This window comes from Streptomyces sp. BK340, assembly GCF_007827595.1.
Classification (GTDB): Bacteria; Actinomycetota; Actinomycetes; order Streptomycetales; family Streptomycetaceae; genus Streptomyces.
In genome coordinates this window covers 1-17,426 of the sequence record NZ_VISR01000028.1, presented here as the reverse complement: position 1 = coordinate 17,426, position 17,426 = coordinate 1, and the positions used below count along the sequence as shown (strand labels likewise).

The 17,426-nt window shown below is 72.2% G+C and carries 22 protein-coding genes; 11 read left to right on the top strand and 11 right to left on the bottom strand.

The window, feature by feature from the left end:
• Nucleotides 1-198: 198 nt before the first annotated feature.
• A complete protein-coding gene (locus tag FB157_RS36280; RefSeq protein ID WP_261386769.1) occupies nt 199-600 on the bottom strand; it encodes an IclR family transcriptional regulator C-terminal domain-containing protein in 402 nt (133 codons plus the stop codon).
• A 62-nt stretch (nt 601-662) separates the two neighbouring features.
• Here FB157_RS36280 and FB157_RS36275 point away from each other — a divergent pair, with 62 nt between their 5' ends.
• On the top strand, nt 663-1,301 hold the full coding sequence (locus FB157_RS36275) for a hypothetical protein (RefSeq protein WP_186581849.1): 639 nt from the start codon (nt 663-665) through the stop codon (nt 1,299-1,301).
• Between the two features lie 6 nt (nt 1,302-1,307).
• Here FB157_RS36275 and FB157_RS36270 read toward each other — a convergent pair whose 3' ends face one another.
• Nucleotides 1,308-1,928, bottom strand: a complete 621-nt coding sequence (locus tag FB157_RS36270) for a MerR family transcriptional regulator (protein WP_145884974.1) — start codon at nt 1,926-1,928, stop codon at nt 1,308-1,310.
• Between the two features lie 115 nt (nt 1,929-2,043).
• Here FB157_RS36270 and FB157_RS36265 point away from each other — a divergent pair, with 115 nt between their 5' ends.
• Together FB157_RS36265 and FB157_RS36260 are read left to right on the top strand one after the other, a co-directional pair.
• Entirely contained in the window at nt 2,044-2,442 is a 399-nt protein-coding gene (locus tag FB157_RS36265) for a DUF3291 domain-containing protein (protein WP_145884973.1), read from the top strand.
• Nucleotides 2,443-2,584: 142 nt separating this feature from the next.
• Entirely contained in the window at nt 2,585-3,919 is a 1,335-nt protein-coding gene (locus FB157_RS36260; RefSeq protein WP_261386768.1) for an MFS transporter, read from the top strand.
• Between the two features lie 48 nt (nt 3,920-3,967).
• Here FB157_RS36260 and FB157_RS36255 read toward each other — a convergent pair whose 3' ends face one another.
• From FB157_RS36255 to FB157_RS36245, 3 genes are read right to left on the bottom strand one after another with little or no spacing between them, the layout of a single operon-like run.
• Nucleotides 3,968-4,594 (bottom strand): YigZ family protein, encoded by a 627-nt coding sequence (locus tag FB157_RS36255; protein WP_145884971.1) that lies wholly within the window; start codon nt 4,592-4,594, stop codon nt 3,968-3,970.
• Nucleotides 4,595-4,653: 59 nt separating this feature from the next.
• Nucleotides 4,654-5,202 carry a histidine phosphatase family protein gene (locus FB157_RS36250; protein WP_145884970.1) on the bottom strand — a complete coding sequence of 183 codons (549 nt, stop codon included), beginning with the start codon at nt 5,200-5,202 and terminating at the stop codon, nt 4,654-4,656.
• On the bottom strand, nt 5,199-5,993 hold the full coding sequence (locus FB157_RS36245; protein WP_145884969.1) for a hypothetical protein: 795 nt from the start codon (nt 5,991-5,993) through the stop codon (nt 5,199-5,201). The genes FB157_RS36250 and FB157_RS36245 overlap by 4 nt, the downstream gene beginning before the upstream one ends.
• Before the next feature lie 142 nt (nt 5,994-6,135).
• Here FB157_RS36245 and FB157_RS36240 point away from each other — a divergent pair, with 142 nt between their 5' ends.
• The 3 genes from FB157_RS36240 to FB157_RS36230 all read left to right on the top strand — a co-directional run bounded on the left by FB157_RS36240 (nt 6,136) and on the right by FB157_RS36230 (nt 9,684).
• The gene (locus FB157_RS36240) at nt 6,136-6,543 is read left to right on the top strand and encodes a CoA-binding protein (RefSeq protein WP_145884968.1); all 408 of its coding nucleotides are present in this window, start codon (nt 6,136-6,138) and stop codon (nt 6,541-6,543) included.
• A gap of 204 nt (nt 6,544-6,747) precedes the next feature.
• Nucleotides 6,748-8,385, top strand: coding sequence for an APC family permease (locus FB157_RS36235; protein ID WP_261386758.1), 1,638 nt, complete (start codon nt 6,748-6,750; stop codon nt 8,383-8,385).
• 75 nt (nt 8,386-8,460) lie between these two features.
• Nucleotides 8,461-9,684, top strand: coding sequence for a 4-hydroxybenzoate 3-monooxygenase (locus FB157_RS36230; RefSeq protein WP_145884967.1), 1,224 nt, complete (start codon nt 8,461-8,463; stop codon nt 9,682-9,684).
• Between the two features lie 51 nt (nt 9,685-9,735).
• Here FB157_RS36230 and FB157_RS47685 read toward each other — a convergent pair whose 3' ends face one another.
• Nucleotides 9,736-9,876, bottom strand: coding sequence for a hypothetical protein (locus tag FB157_RS47685; RefSeq protein ID WP_186581848.1), 141 nt, complete (start codon nt 9,874-9,876; stop codon nt 9,736-9,738).
• Between the two features lie 48 nt (nt 9,877-9,924).
• On the opposite strand from FB157_RS47685, the gene FB157_RS36220 reads away from it, so the two are divergent.
• Nucleotides 9,925-10,191, top strand: coding sequence for a hypothetical protein (locus tag FB157_RS36220; protein ID WP_186581847.1), 267 nt, complete (start codon nt 9,925-9,927; stop codon nt 10,189-10,191).
• Here FB157_RS36220 and FB157_RS36215 read toward each other — a convergent pair.
• Nucleotides 10,159-10,560 (bottom strand): metalloregulator ArsR/SmtB family transcription factor, encoded by a 402-nt coding sequence (locus FB157_RS36215; protein ID WP_186581846.1) that lies wholly within the window; start codon nt 10,558-10,560, stop codon nt 10,159-10,161. The genes FB157_RS36220 and FB157_RS36215 overlap by 33 nt on opposite strands.
• Nucleotides 10,561-10,641: 81 nt before the next feature.
• Between FB157_RS36215 and FB157_RS36210 the strand changes: the two genes are divergently transcribed.
• A complete protein-coding gene (locus tag FB157_RS36210) occupies nt 10,642-11,760 on the top strand; it encodes a cation diffusion facilitator family transporter (protein WP_145884966.1) in 1,119 nt (372 codons plus the stop codon).
• A gap of 2 nt (nt 11,761-11,762) precedes the next feature.
• On the opposite strand, the gene FB157_RS36205 is transcribed toward FB157_RS36210, so the two are convergent.
• Nucleotides 11,763-12,320, bottom strand: a complete 558-nt coding sequence (locus FB157_RS36205) for a YbaK/EbsC family protein (protein ID WP_145884965.1) — start codon at nt 12,318-12,320, stop codon at nt 11,763-11,765.
• Between the two features lie 43 nt (nt 12,321-12,363).
• Nucleotides 12,364-12,936, bottom strand: coding sequence for a helix-turn-helix domain-containing protein (locus tag FB157_RS36200; protein ID WP_145884964.1), 573 nt, complete (start codon nt 12,934-12,936; stop codon nt 12,364-12,366).
• A gap of 100 nt (nt 12,937-13,036) precedes the next feature.
• Here FB157_RS36200 and FB157_RS36195 point away from each other — a divergent pair, with 100 nt between their 5' ends.
• A complete protein-coding gene (locus FB157_RS36195) occupies nt 13,037-13,894 on the top strand; it encodes an EamA family transporter (protein ID WP_145884963.1) in 858 nt (285 codons plus the stop codon).
• Nucleotide 13,895: 1 nt separating this feature from the next.
• Here the strand turns inward: FB157_RS36195 and FB157_RS36190 are convergent, their stop codons facing one another.
• Nucleotides 13,896-14,660 (bottom strand): acyltransferase, encoded by a 765-nt coding sequence (locus FB157_RS36190; RefSeq protein WP_145884962.1) that lies wholly within the window; start codon nt 14,658-14,660, stop codon nt 13,896-13,898.
• A gap of 110 nt (nt 14,661-14,770) precedes the next feature.
• Between FB157_RS36190 and FB157_RS36185 the strand changes: the two genes are divergently transcribed.
• Nucleotides 14,771-15,298 (top strand): gamma carbonic anhydrase family protein, encoded by a 528-nt coding sequence (locus FB157_RS36185; protein WP_145884961.1) that lies wholly within the window; start codon nt 14,771-14,773, stop codon nt 15,296-15,298.
• A 23-nt stretch (nt 15,299-15,321) separates the two neighbouring features.
• On the opposite strand, the gene FB157_RS36180 is transcribed toward FB157_RS36185, so the two are convergent.
• Nucleotides 15,322-15,966, bottom strand: a complete 645-nt coding sequence (locus FB157_RS36180; RefSeq protein ID WP_145884960.1) for a DedA family protein — start codon at nt 15,964-15,966, stop codon at nt 15,322-15,324.
• 226 nt (nt 15,967-16,192) lie between these two features.
• On the opposite strand from FB157_RS36180, the gene FB157_RS36175 reads away from it, so the two are divergent.
• Nucleotides 16,193-17,296: a lysylphosphatidylglycerol synthase transmembrane domain-containing protein gene (locus tag FB157_RS36175; RefSeq protein ID WP_186581845.1), complete on the top strand. Its 1,104-nt coding sequence runs from the start codon at nt 16,193-16,195 to the stop codon at nt 17,294-17,296.
• The last annotated feature ends 130 nt before the right edge of the window (nt 17,297-17,426 follow it).

Sequence of the window (17,426 nt, the reverse complement as noted above, 5' to 3'; positions counted from 1 at the left end):
CGACTACCCCATCCACACCTCGAGGACCCGCACGAACCCGGACAGGCTCGCGCACAGCACCCACCACGCTAATGCCTCGGCACACCTGATCCACCACGGACCTCGATGCACGACCGACAACCGTGCCCGGTATGCCCGGAAATCACCTCGATGTGGACAAAAGTCGGCCGCGGTGCCACCGGGCCGCTGTCATGAGCGTCACGTGCCGACCTCCGCGTCCCGCCAGCCGTGCGGGCGGATGCTCCGTGTGATGGCCTCGGCCGTGGCGCGGACGTGGGGCAGCAGGCGGACCGGCTGGACGAGGTCGACGCGCCCGACCTCCCCGACGGCGGCGACGACGGCGCCACGGCTGTCGCGCACCGGGACGGAGAGCCCGCCCCATCCCTCGGTGAGCATGCCGTGGACCAGCGCGTGCCCCTCGCGTGCGACCCGCACGAGGCAGCGGCCCAGTGCGGTGCCGTCGGGGATGGTGGTGGGCGTGCACGCGGGCAGCGGACCGGCGCAGATCGCGTTCCGCACGGACTCGCCGGCATGGGCGAGCAGCACCAGCCCCACCGAGGAGGCGTGCAGCGGCAGTCGGCCGCCCGGATGGGTGTACAGCTCGGCGATGTCGGCCTGGTTGGGTCACGACGGACAGGCACACGCTCTCCACGCCGTCACGTATGGCCAGCGTCGCACCGACCGAGGTCTGTCTGTGCAGTTCGACCAGGTGCGGCTGGGCGGCCTCGGCAAGTGACGAGCTGCGCGGGGCCAGCACGGCCGTCTCCCACAGACGCAGGTTCGACCACGCGGTGCCGGCCACGCACACCGACGAGGCGTTCGCCCTGCTGCAGAACCCCCCGAACGCCCAGCGCACCGCGCTGGAGGGCGTCCGCTACAGCAGCTCGCGCGTGGTGCTGCACACCGACCCGACGCTGATGCCCGCCGCCGCCGGGAGCCGGCGGGCATGGAACTACGGCAAGGTCCAGGTGGACGGCGCGACCCGCTGCTTCGTCACCTACTACCTGAACCGGCTGCAGGACTTCGAGGCCGGGCGGGACCACTTCGTCACCCTCGACCCGCCCCGCCGGGCCGACCCGGAGACGGTCATCCGCGAGTTCGACTACACCCACCCGGTCATCGACATGGCGCTGCGCGAGCGGCAGGACGTGATCCACGACGCCAACGAGGGCACCCAGGTCAAGCCGGCCGGGTCGTACTTCCACTCCAAGCGGCTGGGCCCGGACCTGATCGGCTCCCACGAGGCCGCGTTCTCGGCCGGCTCCGAGGCCGCGGCCGGGATCCTGCGCGAGCCGTCCTGACGCGTCTCAGTGCCCGGTGTGCCGCCGCGCCGACTCGTTCTCCTGGGCCATGCGCCTGAGCGCCAGCAGCGCGGGCTCCAGGAGGACGGTCAGCAGCAACGCGCGCTCGGCCAGCTCCAACGGGTCCTCGATGCCGTCCAGTTGGTCGAGATCGAGGGCCGCGGTCCGCTCGGCGAGACGGGCGTACGGCAGCAGGGTGTGCCAGTCCCGCGGGACGCCCAGCGAGCGCAGCGAGGCCAGGGTCTCGGCGAGCGCGGCACGCGCGGGCGCCGACTCGTGCACGTCCCAGCCCAACTCCTTGACCAGTGCGTCGACTTCGGCGGCCTCGGGGGCCTGCTCCGCAGGCTCCTCGGCCAGCCTGATCGCGCCGAGGGCGAGGCCGAGGGTGAGGTGGGTGTCGCCGCTGTGCTGGTCCAGGGCGTCGAGGAGGTCCCGGGTGGTGCTGACGGACAGCCCGCGCACACCGGTCAGCGCGCGGATCAGGCGGAGCCGGCGCAGGTGCTGCTCGTCGTACTCGGCCTGGGTCGCGGCGGTCTGCCGGCCGGCCGGGAGCAGGCCCTCACGGAGGTAGTACTTGATCGTCGTGACGGAGACGCCGCTGCGGCGGCTCAGCTCGGACATGCGCATCGGGTCGGCTCCGCTCTTGAAAACTGGATACCTCTACTGTCTAACATAGATAGTAGAGGTATCCAATTTTGGGTCCCTCCCCTCGCCCTGCCTCTGACCCGAGAAGGCCGCAGCCATGCCGACCCTGCCCTGGAACACCGTCAACACGCCCGCGCCGGATGCCGAGGCGTTCGTCATGGCGTCCCGCCTGGAGGTCCGTTCCCTGAAGGACGTACCGCGCTTCTTCCTCAAGTCCCTGGTCGCCTGGAGGCAGGTCTCCGGCGCGCCCGGCGCCTACGGCGCCTCGCTCATCGCCGAACCCTTCAAGCGCACCTTCTGGACGCTCTCCGCCTGGCAGGACAAGGACGCGCTGTACACCTACGCCCGGACCGAGCCGCACAAGTCGATCATGACCGGCCTGCGGTCCACGATGAAGCAGTCGGTCTTCACCTTCTGGGAGGTCCCGGCGGCCGGCCTGCCCATCGACTGGTCGGACGCCAAGCGGCGGCTGGCCGAGCAGAACACGAACGCCTGACCCCGCCCACCCCCATCAGGAGACCCCCGTCATGACGCTGTCCGAAGAAAACCCGGTCCTCGACGATCCGGTCGTCGCCGGCCCGGAGCGCACGGGTCGGCGCGTTCCGCTCTGGCTCGCGATCGTCGCCTGCAGCGTGCCGATGTTCATGGTCGCGCTCGACAACCTCGTCGTCTCCACGGCCCTGCACACCCTGGCGGTCGACCTGAAGGCCGACACCCAGCAGCTCCAGTGGTTCGTCAACGCCTACGTCCTCAGCTTCGCCTGCCTGCTGATGACGGGAGCCGCGCTCGGTGACCGGTTCGGCCGCCGGCAGGTGTTCGTGCTCGGCATCATCGTGTTCACGCTGGCCTCGGCGGGCTGCGGTCTCGCCGACACCAGCGCCCAGCTGATCACCTTCCGCACGATCCAGGGCTTCGGCGCGGCGGCCGTGATGCCGCTGTCGCTGACCCTGCTGTCCCAGGCCGTGCCGGACCGGATGCGCGGGCTGGCGCTGGGCCTGTGGTCGGGGATCAGCGGCCTGGCCGTCGCGATGGGCCCGGTGGTCGGCGGTGCGGTGGTCGACGGGCTGGACTGGCGGTGGATCTTCTGGATCAACGTGCCGGTGGGCGTCGTCGCCGTCCCCCTCGTCCTGCTGACGCTGCGCGAGAGCTCGCTGCCGGGCATCCGCCTCGACCTGGTCGGCATGCTGCTGGCCGCGGCCGGACTGTGCGCCGTGGTGTGGGGCATCGTGCACGGCGACACGGACGGCTGGCGTTCGGCGAAGGTGCTGGGCGCCTTCGCCGCAGGTGCGGTGCTGCTCGCCGTGTTCGTGTTCTGGGAGGGCAGGTCCGCGCAGCCGATGCTGCCCCTGTCCTTCTACCGGATACGGGCCTTCACGCTCACCAACATCGTCTCGGCGGCGATGTACTTCGGCGTCTTCGGCTCGCTGTTCCTGCTCGCCCAGTACCTGCAGATCGTGCCCCCGCGGACCCCGCTGGAGGCCGGTGTGCGCACGCTGGCCTGGACGCTGATGCCGATGTTCGTCGCCCCCGTCGCCGGTGTGCTCACGAACAAGGTCGGCGGCGGCCGGCTGATGGCGCTCGGCCTGTTCCTGCAGGGGGTGGGCCTCGGCTGGATCAACCTGGTCGCGGACACCGACACCGCGTACTCGGCGATGGTCGGCCCGATGATCGTCGCGGGCATCGGCATGGGCTTCGTCTTCGCGCCCACGGCCGCGGTGGTGCTCGCCTCGGTCGCCAAGGAGCACGCGGGCAAGGCCTCCGGCGCGAACACCACGGTCCGCGAGATCGGCGGGGCGCTCGGCATCGCCGTCCTCAGCACGGTGTTCGTGGCGCACGGCAGCACCCGCAGCCCCCAGGAGTTCGTCGACGGACTGCACCCCGCGGTGTGGGTCGGTGTCGCCGTGGTCCTCGTCGGCGCTCTGTGCGCCCTCGGCATTCCGCGCCCGCGGAGCACGGTCTCCGAGGAGGCGTGAACGTCTGAGACGTGTGCGGTCCGGACGCCCCCGAACGGGCGCCGGACCTCACGCGTCTCCGTAAGCCTCTCCGCCCAGCTCGAAGCTCGCCGAGCCCGCCGTCGCGTCGGCCAGCCACGCACGGAAGGCGTCCACGTCGGCGTCGGGCAGGCCGATCTCGATGGTGACGGCCTCGCCGTAGCGGACGTCGCGGACCTCTCGTCCGGTGGCGCGCAGATCGTTCTGGATCTTGCCGGCGCGCTGGTGGTCGACGGTCACCGTGGCCAGCCGGAAGCGGCGCCGGGTGAGTGTGCCGACCTCGTCCAGGGCCTCCCCGACCGCGCCGCCGTAGGCCCGGATCAGCCCGCCCGCACCGAGCTTCACACCGCCGTAGTACCGGGTGACGACGGCGACGACGTACCGCATCTCGCGGCGCAGCAGCATCTGCAGCATGGGCACGCCGGCGGTGCCGCCCGGTTCGCCGTCGTCGCTGGCCTTCTGCACGGACGCGTCGGCGCCGATGACGTACGCCCAGCAGTTGTGCGTGGCGTCGGCGTGCTCCTTGCGGACGGCCGCGACGAACGCCTGGGCCTCCTGCTCGGTGGCCGCCGGGCCGAGGGCGCACAGGAAACGGGAGCGGTTGATCTCGGTCTCGTGCACGCCCGCGCGGGCTACGGTGCGGTACTGGTCCTGCATCCCGCCAGCCTATGCGAGCGCCGCGCCGTCCTTGATCGCGGAGCGTCCGCCGGGCTCGGCTACCCCTTCTCCTTCCTGCCCCGCGGCACGGTGAACGCGGTCAGCAGGGCGGTCCCCGGGGCCAGGGCCGGCCAGCCGGTGGAGCGCCAGGTCAGAACGGCGATCGCGGAGGTCGGAAACTTCAGGCGCACCTGCTCGAGCGTGTCCTCCAGACCGTCCCCGGCCAGCTCCAGGACCAGCTCCTCAAGGCCGGGGTTGTGCCCGACCAGCAGCAGCGTCTCCACCTCGCGCGGCGCCTCGCGCACGACCTCCAGCAGTTCCGGTACGTCCGCCCCGTACAGCCTGCGGTCGTAGCGCACCGGAGGCGGCGTGCCCCACTGGGCGGAGGCCAGTTCCCAGGTGCGGCGGGCACGTACGGCGGGGGAGCACAGGGCGAGGTCGGGCAGGCAGTCGGCCTCGGCGAGGGCACGTCCGGCGGCCGGGGCGTCCCGCAGGCCGCGCGCCGCGAGCGGACGGCGGTGGTCCTCGACGCCCTCGGGCCAGGCGGACTTGGCGTGCCGCAGCACGATCAGCCGGCGCAGCGGGCCCGTGCCCGCGCGCTCGATCACGCGAGACTCCCGAGGTCACGGGCGAGGTCGAGGGCGAGCAGGCGGTCCGCGTACACGTACGTCTCGAACCGGGCCCCGTCGGGCAGCTCCGGCGCGTTCTCCACCTCCCGGAGCACGGCCAGCACCCCGGGCAGGTCCAGATCGGCCTCCCACGCCGCCCGCAACCGCACGCGCACCGCATCGGGCACCGGCCGCGAGGGCTGCCGCGCCCACCCGGCGACCGCCCGCCGCAAGCGGGCGAGGCTCTGCGCGGCCTCTCCGAGTGCGCCGGCGTCCAGCCGTACCGCCGTGTTCCGGGGGAGGGAGAGAAGAGCGAGACGCAGGGCCGTGGGATCGGAGAGGAGGACCGGGAGGTCGTGAGGGGGCTGCTCACCCGGCGGGCGGGGGGTGGGGGGCTGCTCCTCCTCCCCCGGCTCCGCCGCCTTCCACTCTGCCGGGGCGACCGTCAGCAGGGGGCCCTCGCCCGGCACGGTCGCGGCGTTCCCGGCCACCACATGGATGACCTGCGCCTCTCCCAGCCCGGACGCGAGGTCGCGGCCGTCCTCGAAGGGACGGATGGCGAGGGTCGTCGCGGCCGTGCGGAGTTCGGCGTGCCGGTGGGGTGCGGTGAGGGTGGCCCAGACGGGGGTACCGCCGAGTTCCAGGGCGCGGACCAGGACGTCGGCGGTGAGCAGTACCCGCAGGGCCGTCAGGTCGAGGCCGGAGGCGTAGGCCTCGATGCGGGTCAGGCCACGCCGGGCGGGCGCGGCGGCGACGGGCTCACCGGTTCGGGCGTCGAGGATGCGCAGCACGGCCCGAGCGTAGGCCTGCGGAGGGCCGTACGCAGTCACCTTGCGCCGATTCCGGTCACCGTGGCGGGGTTATGGGGGGAATCAGCACCTGAAGGGCGCTGTTCTGCCCCGACGACAGATACCGCAGCCCGAGGAGGCAGCCGTGTACGGCGACGAAGCGACGATCCGCAGGATTCTGACCGAGCTGGGCGACACCTGGGCGGTGGTCGGCCTGTCCGCCAACCAGCGGCGGGCCGCGTACGGCGTGGCGCAGGTCCTGCAGCGCTACGGCAAGCGGATCGTGCCGGTGCACCCGAAGGCGGAGACGGTGCACGGCGAGCAGGGCTACCCCTCGCTCGCGGACATCCCCTTCGAGGTCGACGTCGTCGACGTCTTCGTCAACAGCGAGCTGGCCGGAGCGGTCGCCGACGAGGCCGTCACCAAGGGCGCCAAGGCGGTCTGGTTCCAGCTCGGAGTAGTGGACGAGGCCGCCCACGAGCGGGCCCGGGCGGCCGGACTTGACATGGTCATGGACCGTTGCCCGGCGATCGAAATCCCCCTTCTGAGCTGACCTGTCTCACCTTCTTCTCACAATTCACGGCTGAATATTGACATTCGGCCCACCCTCTGACCTGTGCGAATACTGAGGCCAAGAGGGGCAAGATCCGAGGTCAAGACTTCACCAAGAGTCTTTTGGCGACGCGGAAAGCGTCCTTACTGTGTGGCGCTGTTGTTCGTTAAGTCTGCGTTAGACGATCTGAGAGGCCACTTGCACATGGTGAAAGTCGACCATGCAGCGCCGATAACCGCGAAGGACCAGGGCGGCCTGCGCCGTGACGTCGGTCTGATCGGTCTGATGTGGGCCTCCGTGGGCTCCATCATCGGGTCCGGCTGGCTGTTCGGCGCCGAGAAGGCGGTCGTGGTGGCGGGACCCGCGGCGATCATCTCGTGGGTGATCGGCGCGGTGGCCATCACGCTGCTGGCGCTGGTGCACGCCGAGCTCGGCGGCATGTTCCCGGTGGCCGGTGGCACGGCCCGCTACCCGCACTACGCCTTCGGCGGCCTGGCCGGCATGTCGTTCGGCTGGTTCGCCTGGCTCCAGGCGGCCACCGTGGCACCGATCGAGGTCGAGGCCATGATCGGCTACGCCAAGCACTGGAGCTGGGCCGACGGACTGCAGCGCACGGACGGAACGCTCACCGCGAGCGGCATCGTCACCGCGGTCGTCCTCATGGCGGTCTTCGTCGCGGTCAACTTCCTCGGCGTCCGTGTCCTCGCCCACACCAACAGCGCCGCCACCTGGTGGAAGATCGCCGTCCCGCTCGCCGCGATCTTCGTCATCGCCATCGGCAACTTCCACCCGGGCAACTTCACCTCCGAGGGCTTCGCGCCCTTCGGCGCCAAGGGCATCCTCGGTGCGATCAGCTCCAGCGGCATCATCTTCGCCCTGCTCGGCTTCGAGCAGGCGATCCAGCTGGCCGGCGAGAGCCGCAACCCGAAGCGTGACCTGCCCCGCGCGACCCTCGGTTCGGTCGCGATCGGCTCGGTGATCTACATCCTGCTCCAGGTCGTGTTCATCGTCGCGCTGCCGCACGCCTCCTTCGCGCACGGCTGGGCCAAGCTCGACTACCCCGGCATCAGCGGCCCCTGGGCGGGTCTGGCCACGCTGGTGGGCCTCGGCTGGCTGGGCTTCGTCCTGTACGCCGACGCGATCATCTCTCCCGGCGGCACCGGCCTGATCTACACCACCGCCACCTCCCGCATCTCCTACGGCCTGGCCAAGAACGGCTACGCGCCGAAGGTGTTCGCCAAGACGGACAAGCGCGGTGTGCCGTGGTTCGGCCTGGTCGTCTCGTTCGTGACCGGTGTGATCTGCTTCCTGCCGTTCCCCAGCTGGCAGGAGCTCGTCAGCTTCATCACCTCGGCGAGCGTCCTGATGTACGCGGGCGCGCCGCTGGCCTACGGCGTCTTCGCCGACCGCCTGCCGGACCACGAGCGCCCGTACCGGCTGCCGTTCGGCAAGTTCGTCTCGCCGCTGTCGTTCGTGGTCGCCAACCTGATCATCTTCTGGTCCGGCTGGGAGACCCTGTGGCGGCTCGGTGCTGCGATCCTGATCGGCTACGTGCTGCTCGGCTCCTACGCCTGGTACGCGATCCGCAAGAACCTGCCCGACGCGCCCCGGCTGGACTTCAAGGCCGCGCAGTGGCTGCCCGGCTACCTGGCCGGCCTCGGCGTGATCTCCTACCTGAGCACCTTCGGCGGCAACAGCACCATCCCGCTGTACTGGGACATCGCGGTGGTCGCGGTGTTCTCCCTGGTCATCTACTACTGGGCCAAGGCCACCGCCTCGAAGCCCGAGGCGATCGAGCGCAGCATCGAGGAGGTCGTGGTCACCGACGCTCCGGCGCACTGACCCCGCACCTCACCCGGTGTCCCGTCAGCCGCGGCAACTCCGCCGTGGCTGACGGGACACCGTCATAATGCCGGGGTGACACACTCCTCCCCCCACCCCGACTCCGCGCCCGAAGAACGTCGTACGGTCGTCGTCGTGGGCGCCGGGCCCGCCGGGCTCACCGTCGGCACGATCCTGCGGGACGCCTCCGTCGACTGCGTGGTCCTGGAGACCGAGAGCAGGCAGTTCATCGAGACCCGGCCGAGAGCCGGCGTCATCGAGGAATGGGCGGTGCGTGAACTCGCGCGGCGCGGCCTGGCGGCGAACCCGCTGGAGCGGGCCCAGGTGCACGACACCTGCGAGTTCCGCTTCGGCGGCGAACGGTTCCGGTTCGCCTACGGCGACCTCACGGGCCACCACCACTACGTCTACCCGCAGCCGCTGCTGGTGACGGACCTGGTGCGGGAGTACGCCGACGTACGCGGCGGCGACATCCGCTTCGGCGTGCGCGACGTACGACTGCACGACCTGGACTCGGACCGGCCCGCCGTGTCGTACCGGTGCCCGGACACCGGTGAACGGCGGCTGCTGCGCTGCGAGTTCGTCGCGGGCTGCGACGGAGCCCGCGGGGTGACCCGGGACGCGATGCCCCCGGAGGCGACACGGGTCGCACGGCAGGACGACGGCATCGGCTGGCTGGCACTGCTCGCCGAGGCCCCGCCCTCCGCCGACTGCGTCCTGTTCGGCGTCCACCCGAACGGCTTCGCCGGGCACATGGCCCGCAGCCCCGAGGTCACCCGCTACTACCTGCAGTGCCCGCCCGGAGACGATCCCGGGAACTGGCCGCACGAGCGGGTCTGGGCCGAGCTGCGCACCCGGCTCGGCGCGGCCGGCGCACCACCGCTGACCGAGGGCCGGCTGATCGAGAAGCGGGTGCTGGACATGCACCACTACGTCGTCGAACCCCTCGTCCACGGAAGGCTGCTGCTGGCCGGAGACGCCGGTCATCTCACGGCGCCGATCGCGGCCAAGGGCATGAACCTCGCCCTGCACGACGCGTTCCTGCTCGGCGACGCGCTCGTCGGGCGCCTCACCCGGGGCGACGGGAGCGGCCTGGACCGCTACTCGGAGGCGTCCCTGCGGCGGGTGTGGGACTACCAGGAGTTCTCGCAGTGGCTGTCGGACGTCTATCACGGGGTCGCCTCGGGTGACCCCTTCCGGGCCGGCACCACGCTCGCCCGGCTGCGCCGCCTGTTCACCTCGCCCGCCGCCGCGGCGGCCTTCGCCGAGCAGTACCTGGGCTCGGCCGCCGCCTTCTGAGCGCCCGGCGGCCGCATCAGGCGGTGGCCGCCGGGCCCGGGCCCGGCCGGGTCAGGTACAGGGCCGCCCCGCGAGGGCGAGCAGGACGACCGCGAGGGCCATGGCCAGGTGGAGGCCTGCCGGCGGAGTGGTGCCCACCGCCATCAGGGCGGTGGCCGCCGCACTGCCGAGCAACGAACCCAGTTGCCGCACCGTGTTACACCGGAGGCCGCACCGGCGAGGCGGGCGGGAACGTGCCGCATGGCCTCGGTGGAAAGCCGCGCGATCATGCAGCCGGTGCCGAGGCCCGTGCACATCAGCGGGAGGCGGTTGCGCAGCGCGGAGGCGGTACTCGCCGAGCCCGACCCGCATGACGGGCGCCGTACGCTGCTGCGCGCCGCCCCCAAGCCCTCGCGGCGCATGAAAGCCGTACGGGAGGCACCCCTGGGCCCGGCCCTGGCGGCGGCGACCGGCGATCCGGACGAGGTGCCGGCCCTACTGGAGCGGCTCAGCGCCCTGCTGCGGTGAGCCGCTCGGCTCTGTCGCGGCGGCCCGGTCGGCGAGCCGGTGGTCGGCCACCTTCAGCGCCTCGTCGACCAGGCGGCGCAGATGGCCGTCGCGCAGCGCGTAGACCACACGGCGCCCCTCCTTACGAGTGCTCACCAGGCCGGCGAGGCGCAGCCGGGCCAGGTGCTGGCTGACGGCCGGGCGGGCGGCGCCGCATGCCTCGGTGAGGGTGGTGACGTCGGCCTCGCCGGCCGTGAGGGCGTGCAGCAGGCTGAGGCGGGTGCGGTCGCCGAGCAGGGCGAGGAGTTCGGCGGCCACCGCGAACTGCTCGTCGCCCGGGGTGCGCGGCTGCGCATGGTGCGCAGGTGACAGGTGCATGCGTGCGCTCATACGCACATAATGGCTCCGTGGGCGACGCGCGTCCATTCCCACCCACGCGTCCCCGCTCCCACCCACCGGAAGGGGATCCACGTGAGCGACCGGCACACGCACGGGCACGGGCAGCAGCCCCATGGCCGAGTCCACGGGCATGGCTACTCCCACGACCACGGTCGTCACGACGACCATGGTCACCGCCATCCCCGGCCTCACCCCCATCCCTCCCCCGGCCTGCGCCACCGCCTGGCCCATCTCCTGACCCCGCACTCGCACGAGACCGCCGACAAGCTCGACCCGGCACTGGAGTCCTCGGCACGGGGTCTGCGCGCACTGTGGGTGTCGCTCGCCGTCCTCGGGACGACCGCGCTGGCGCAGGCCGTGGTGGTGGCCCTCTCCGGGTCGGTGGCGCTGCTCGGGGACACGGTGCACAACGCGGCCGACGCGCTGACGGCCGTACCGCTCGGCATCGCCTTCGTACTGGGGCGGCGGGCGGCGACACGGCGGTTCACCTACGGCTACGGGCGCGCCGAGGATCTCGCGGGCCTCGCGATCGTGCTGACCATCGCCGCCTCCGCCGCGTTCGCGGCCTGGGCGGCCGTCGGGCGGCTGCTCGACCCGCGCCCGGTGGAACATCTGCCGGCGGTCGCAGTGGCCGCACTGGTCGGGTTCGCCGGCAACGAGTGGGTGGCCCGGTACCGGATCCGGGTGGGCCGGGAGATCGGCTCGGCCGCGCTGGTGGCCGACGGGCTGCACGCGCGGACGGACGGATTCACCTCACTGGCCGTGCTGCTCGGGGCCGGCGGGTCGGCCCTGGGCTGGCACCTGGCCGACCCGCTCGTGGGGCTGGCGATCACGGCAGCGATCGCACTGGTGCTGCGGGACGCGGCGCGGGAGGTGTTCCGGCGGGTGATGGACGCCGTCGACCCGGCCCTGGTGGACCGGGCCGAGCTGGCGGTGCGCGCGGTGCCGGGCGTACGCGAGGTGGGCGAGCTGCGGCTGCGGTGGATCGGGCACCGGCTGCGCGCCGAGCTGGCGGTCGTGGTGGACGGCGAGGTGTCGGTCCGCCAGGCGCACGCGATCGCCGTCGAGGCCGAACACGCCCTGCTGCACGCCGTACCGAGGCTCACCGCCGCCCTGGTGCACGCCGACCCGGCACCGGTGCCGGGCGAGACGGACCCGCATCTGGCGCTCGCCCATCACCTGACGGCCTGACCTCAGGCGACCCCGAGCCCTTCGAGCACCACGGCACCGGGCAGCTCGGCGAGCGCCTTGCCCGGGACCAGCAGCTTGCCGCGGCGCCGTCCGCTGCCGACCAGGACGTAGGGCAGGTCGGCGACGGCCGCGTCCACCAGCACCGGCCAGTCGGCGGGCAGTCCGACCGGGGTGATGCCGCCGTACTCCATGCCGGTCTCGCCGGTCGCGGTGTCCATGGCGGCGAACGACGCCTTGCGGGCGCCGAGTCGGCGGCGCACCACGCCGTTCACGTCGACCCGGGTGGTGGAGAGCACCAGACATGCCGCGAGGGTGGTCCCGCCGCCCCGCTTGCCCGCGACCACCACACAGTTCGCCGACCGCTCGAGCAGGTCGCGGCCGTAGTGCTCGACGAAGACGGCCGTGTCCGCCCAGCGCGGGTCGGTCTCGACGTAGAGGATCCGGTCGGCGGGGACGCCGCCCCGCCAGTGGCGTACGGCGTCGGCGACCGGGGCGGTCAGTTCGTCCAGGCAGTCGGGGGCGGGGGTGGCGGTGTCGAAGTCCCCGATGGGTGCGCGCATGGCCGCACGCTAGCAAGGCCCGTCCGCCGGCCGTACCGGCGTCTCAGGTCACGGGCGGCACCGAGACCGCCATGACCATCTCCATCGGTACGTCACCGGTGTTGCCGTACACATGCGGGAGGTTGGCCTCGAAGGACGCGCTCGCGCCGGCCGGGACGCGGTACTCCTCGCCGTCCACGGTGAGCGTCAGCTCACCCGCGGTGACATGGACCAGTTCGACGGTGCCGCCGGGGTGCGGTTCGGAGGGACTCTGCTCGCCCGGCATCAGCCGCCAGTCCCACATCTCCAGCGGTCCGGGCGCCTCCGTGCCGGCGAGGAGCCGGTTGTAGCTGCCGGCGTCGGTGTGCCACAGCCGTACGGCCCGTTCGGCGGGCACGATGCGGACCTTCGGGCCCTGCTCGTAGTCGAGGAGGGTGGTGATGCTGACGCCGAGCGCGTCGCCGATCTTGACGACGGTGCCGATGCTCGGGTTGGTGCGGGCCTGCTCGATCTGGATGAGCATGCCGCGACTGACACCGGCCCGGGCGGCGAGCACGTCCAGGGTGAAGCCGCGCACCGCGCGCCAGTGCTTGACGTTGCGCGCCAGGGACTGGGTCAGAAGTTCGAGATCCGACACGTTCCGTCCAAGGGTTCAATATTTTGGATGACGCAGTTCACTGAATCGAACTACGGTGGGATGCACCCGCTCGTTCACCAAACTGTACTGCGAGGCATCAGTGACAGCGTTCTTCGCCCTGACCACCAGCCTCCTGTGGGGCCTGGCCGACTTCGGTGGCGGGCTGCTGACACGACGCACGCCCGCACTGACGGTGGTGGTCGCCTCCCAGGCGATCGCGGCGGCGGTGCTGGGCACGATCGTGGTCGCGACCGGCGGCTGGGCCGAGGCCGGGCCACGGCTGTGGTTCGGGGTCGCGGCCGGCCTGGCCGGGCCGCTGGCCGTGTTCGCCTTCTACAAGGCGCTCGCCCTGGGCCCGATGGGCGTGGTCTCCCCGCTGGCCACGCTCAGTGTGGCCGTCCCGGTCGGTGTGGGCCTGGTCCTCGGCGAACGCCCCGGGGCCCTGCAGGTCGCGGGCATCGCGGTCGCCGTCACCGGTGTCGTCCTCGCGGGCGGCCCCCAGCTGCGCGGAGCGCCCGTGCAGCGGCTGACGATCCTGCTCACGCTGGTCGCCGCACTGGGCTTCGGCACGGTGTTCGCCTTGATCACGGAAGCCTCGACCAACACCACCGGCCTCTTCCTCTCTCTCTTCGTGCAGCGCGTGACGAGCGTCGCCGCGGGCGGCGCGGCCCTGTACGCGGCGGTCCGGCGGGGCAACCCCGCCCTGCCGGAGGGCGGTCTGCCCCGGTCCTCGCTGCCGGCGCTGGCCTTCGTCGGCCTCGCCGACGTGGCGGCCAACGGCACCTACGCGGTCGCCGCCCAGCACGGCCCGGTCACGGTGGCGGCGGTACTGGCGTCCCTCTACCCCGTGGTCACCGCGCTGGCCGCACGCGGCTTCCTCAGCGAGCGGCTGCGCGCGATCCAGGCCGCGGGCGCGGGCCTCGCCCTGCTCGGGACGCTGCTGCTGGCGACCGGCTGACTCAGCCGTCGGCCTCCAGGCGGGCCAGCCGTTCCACACCCTCCTCGTCGAGGTCGGCCAGCGCCCGCAGCTGCTCCGGTGTGACCCCCTCCGGGAGCGGCACCGGCGCGGGGGTCCTCAGCGGCGGCTGCCAGCCGTCCTCGGGTGTCCAGCGCCGTACGACCCGGGCGGGCGCTCCCGCCACCACGGCGTGGTCGGGCACGGTCCCGCGCACCACGGCGCCCGCCGCCACGACCACGTTCCGGCCGATCCGCGCCCCCGGCAGGATCACGGCGCCGGTGCCGATCCAGCAGCCCGGGCCGATCTCCACCGGCTCCATCCGCGGCCACTGTCTGCCGATGGGCTCGTGCGGGTCGTCGTAGGAGTGGTTGGTGGAGGTGACGTAGACGTACGGCCCGAAGTAGCAGTCGCGGCCGATCGTGACCGTGGTGTCGGCGATGACATGGCTGCCCCGGCCGAGGACGACTCCGTCGCCGATGCGCAGGATGGGGTCCGGGCCGAGGTCCAGGTCCGGCATCAGACCTGCGGTGAGGGTGACCTGCTCGCCGACGATGCAGTGGGATCCGAGATGGATCCAGGGCTCGCCGAAGACGGTGCCGAGCGGGAAGGCGAGCCGGGTGGCTTCGCCGATCGAGCCGAAGCGGAGGCGGCCGGGGTTCTCGGCCGTCACCGATCCCGTGCGCTGGACCCATGCCCAGCCCGCGTGGACGGCACGCTGCACCAGTCGGCGTCGCCAGGATGAGAACGTGTTCTTGCTCTTCGGCACGGGCTCAAGTTACTCGGCGGGAGCCTTCGGTATGAGGGCGGGCTGCTGTGATCTTTGCCCCACCCCTGACGTACGGTGCGGAGTACCACTGACATGGCGAGGAGACCGTGATGACGCAGAAGGCGCTGATCGTGGGCATCGGGGGGAAGGAGCCCCGGCTCGACGCGGAGGTGTTCGTGGCGCCGACGGCATCCGTGATCGGCGATGTCACGCTGCGCACCGGGGCGAGCGTCTGGTACGGGGCTGTGCTGCGGGGTGACGTCGAGCGGATCACCGTGGGTGCTCAGGCGAATGTGCAGGACAACGTCACGCTGCATGCCGATCCCGGGTTTCCGGTGAGCGTCGGGGAGCGCGTGTCCATCGGGCACAACGCGGTCGTGCACGGCGCGACCGTGGAGGACGACTGTCTCATCGGGATGGGGGCGACCGTCCTGAACGGGGCCGTGATCGGGGCGGGGTCGCTCGTGGCCGCCCAGGCGCTGGTGCCCCAGGGAATGGTTGTGCCGCCCGGGTCGCTGGTGGCGGGGGTGCCGGCGAAGGTCAGGCGGGAGTTGTCCGAGGAGGAGCGGCAGGGGGTCACCCTCAACGGCACGATGTACGCGGAGTTGGCCAAGGCGCATCAGGATGTGCACCAGTAGGGCCGTTCGCGGGTGCGGGTGTCCTACTCGCCGGCGTTCACAGGTTCTGGATCCCGGTCCGCGGGCTGGACCTTCTTCGCCCTGCGCTTGATGATCAGCATCGAGGTCAGGCCGATCAGGACCGCTGCCGCCAGGCCGAGGTACGAGAAGCGCTTCAGCCAGTCCTCGGCCACCACACCCACGTAGTAGATGACCGCCGTGGTACCGCCCGCCCAGCAGATGCCGCCGAGGACGTTGGCCGTCAGGAACTTCCAGTACGGCATGTGGAGAACGCCCGCGAGGGGGCCGGCGAAGATGCGCAGGAGGGCGACGAAGCGGCCGAAGAAGACGGCCCACATGCCCCACTTCTCGAAGGAGCGCTCCGCGGTGGCGACATGGCCCTCGCTGAAGTGTCTCGGGAACTTCTTCCCCAGCCAGGCCAGCATGGGGCGACCGCCCTTGCGGCCGATCGCGTAGCCGATGGAGTCGCCTATGACGGCGCCGGCGGTCGCGCACGCGCCGAGGACGATCGGGTTGATGCCGGAGTGCTGGGAGGACATGAGCGCCGCCGAGACCAGCACGATCTCGCCCGGCAGCGGGATGCCCAGACTCTCCAGGCCGATCACCAGGGCCACCACCGCGTAGACGGCGGCCGGGGGCACCGTGTCGAGCCATTCCTGGACGTGCACCGCTGGTTCCTCCCGTGTCGCCTTCCCTGCTGTCGGGGTGTGGCTTGCAAAGGGCACCCCAAGGGAAGGCTACCTGGTCGGCGGTGAACGACGGCTCCCGCGGACACCCGGCGGCACCGTCCCGCCCTCGCTCCTTCGGCCCCCGGACATCCGGATGTCACGCGGGAGGGGAAGGCTCTCGGCGGTCCCGCCGCCCCGCTTCCCCCAGGTCCCCCACCGGGGCCCGATGCGGAAGGACGACGTCCCCGTGTCCTCACTGTCCCCCCTCTCCCCGCTCTCCCCACCCGCACCACCGCCTGCTGCTCCCCCTGCCTCCCCTGTCTCACCCCTCTCCCCTGTCTCACCTGTCTCGTCATCGTGTCCGGAGTCCGAGGCTCCGGTGCGACGGGGCTCGCTCATGGCGGCCCGGCCGTTCCGGCTCGGGCTCTGTCTTGCTCCCCTGCTGCTGGCCGTGGGCTGGGCACTGGCCAACCGGCCCGTGGCGTACCACGGTGTGACGCGGCTGCTCGCAGCCGACCCCTGGTGGCTGCTGGCCGGGGTCGGGTTCACGTGCCTGAACTGGGTGGCGGCCTCCTGTGCCCGCCAGGGCGCGCTGCCGGACCGGGTGCCGCCGGGGCTGCTGCTGGCTTCCCAGTTCGCCGCCGGAGCCGCGAACCACGCGCTGCCCGGCAGCCTCGGCGCACACGCCGTCACGCTGCGGTTCCTGCGCACCCGAGGCGTGGCGCTGCCTCGGGCGACCGCCTCGATCGGCCTGTACTCGCTGGCCAAGTCCAGCGCGAAGACCCTGGTACTGCTGGTGTTCCTGGCCGCATCGCCCGCCTGGCGGCGGCTCGGGGACCTGCTCCCGGACGGGCGGCTGCTGGTGCCGCTCGCCGCCGTCGCGGGCGGGGTGCTCGCCGTGGCGGGGGTGCTGCTGACGGCCGTACGGCCGTTGCGGCGCCCGGTGACCGGGCTGGTGCGCTCGGCCCTCGCCGATGCGCGGGAGGTGCACGGCCGGCCCCGCCGGGTGCTGGCCCTGTGGGGCGGGGCGGCCGCGATGCCCCTGCTGCAGGGAAGTGCGCTGGTCTGTGTGGGGTCGGCGCTCGGCCTCGGGCTGCCCTGGCAGCAGGTGGTTCTCGCCCATCTGGCGGCCGGTACCGCCGTCGGGGCCGTGCCGACGCCCGGCGGGCTCGCGGTGGACGCGGCGCTGGTGTGGACGCTGGTCGCCTTCGGTGCCGAGCCGGCGGCGGCCACCGCGGCCGTGATCGGGTACCGGGTGCTGACCGACTGGTTGCCGCTGCTGCCGGGCGCGCTGGTGCTGTCCGCGCTGATCCGCGCCAGGGTGTTGTGAGCGCCGGGGTCCGGCCGGCGACCCACGTGTGTGCGCCCTAGGTGTATTGATCACGAGCGTTGTTGACACTGGGTCTTGATCATGGCGAAGACCTCCGGTGTGGTGGAGCTGTCTAGGAACGCACCACACG

Coding starts and splice junctions, on each gene's coding strand:
- FB157_RS36260 (WP_261386768.1), top strand. CDS start 2,585: ATGTTCATGGTCGCGCTCGACAACCTCGTCGTCTCCACGGCCCTGCAC.
- FB157_RS36185 (WP_145884961.1), top strand. CDS start 14,771: ATGACGCAGAAGGCGCTGATCGTGGGCATCGGGGGGAAGGAGCCCCGG.
- FB157_RS36235 (WP_261386758.1), top strand. CDS start 6,748: ATGGTGAAAGTCGACCATGCAGCGCCGATAACCGCGAAGGACCAGGGC.
- FB157_RS36205 (WP_145884965.1), bottom strand. CDS start 12,320: ATGCGCGCACCCATCGGGGACTTCGACACCGCCACCCCCGCCCCCGAC.
- FB157_RS36265 (WP_145884973.1), top strand. CDS start 2,044: ATGCCGACCCTGCCCTGGAACACCGTCAACACGCCCGCGCCGGATGCC.
- FB157_RS36215 (WP_186581846.1), bottom strand. CDS start 10,560: ATGAGCGCACGCATGCACCTGTCACCTGCGCACCATGCGCAGCCGCGC.
- FB157_RS36175 (WP_186581845.1), top strand. CDS start 16,193: ATGCGGAAGGACGACGTCCCCGTGTCCTCACTGTCCCCCCTCTCCCCG.
- FB157_RS36270 (WP_145884974.1), bottom strand. CDS start 1,928: ATGCGCATGTCCGAGCTGAGCCGCCGCAGCGGCGTCTCCGTCACGACG.
- FB157_RS36220 (WP_186581847.1), top strand. CDS start 9,925: ATGGCCTCGGTGGAAAGCCGCGCGATCATGCAGCCGGTGCCGAGGCCC.
- FB157_RS36275 (WP_186581849.1), top strand. CDS start 663: ATGGCCAGCGTCGCACCGACCGAGGTCTGTCTGTGCAGTTCGACCAGG.
- FB157_RS36255 (WP_145884971.1), bottom strand. CDS start 4,594: ATGCAGGACCAGTACCGCACCGTAGCCCGCGCGGGCGTGCACGAGACC.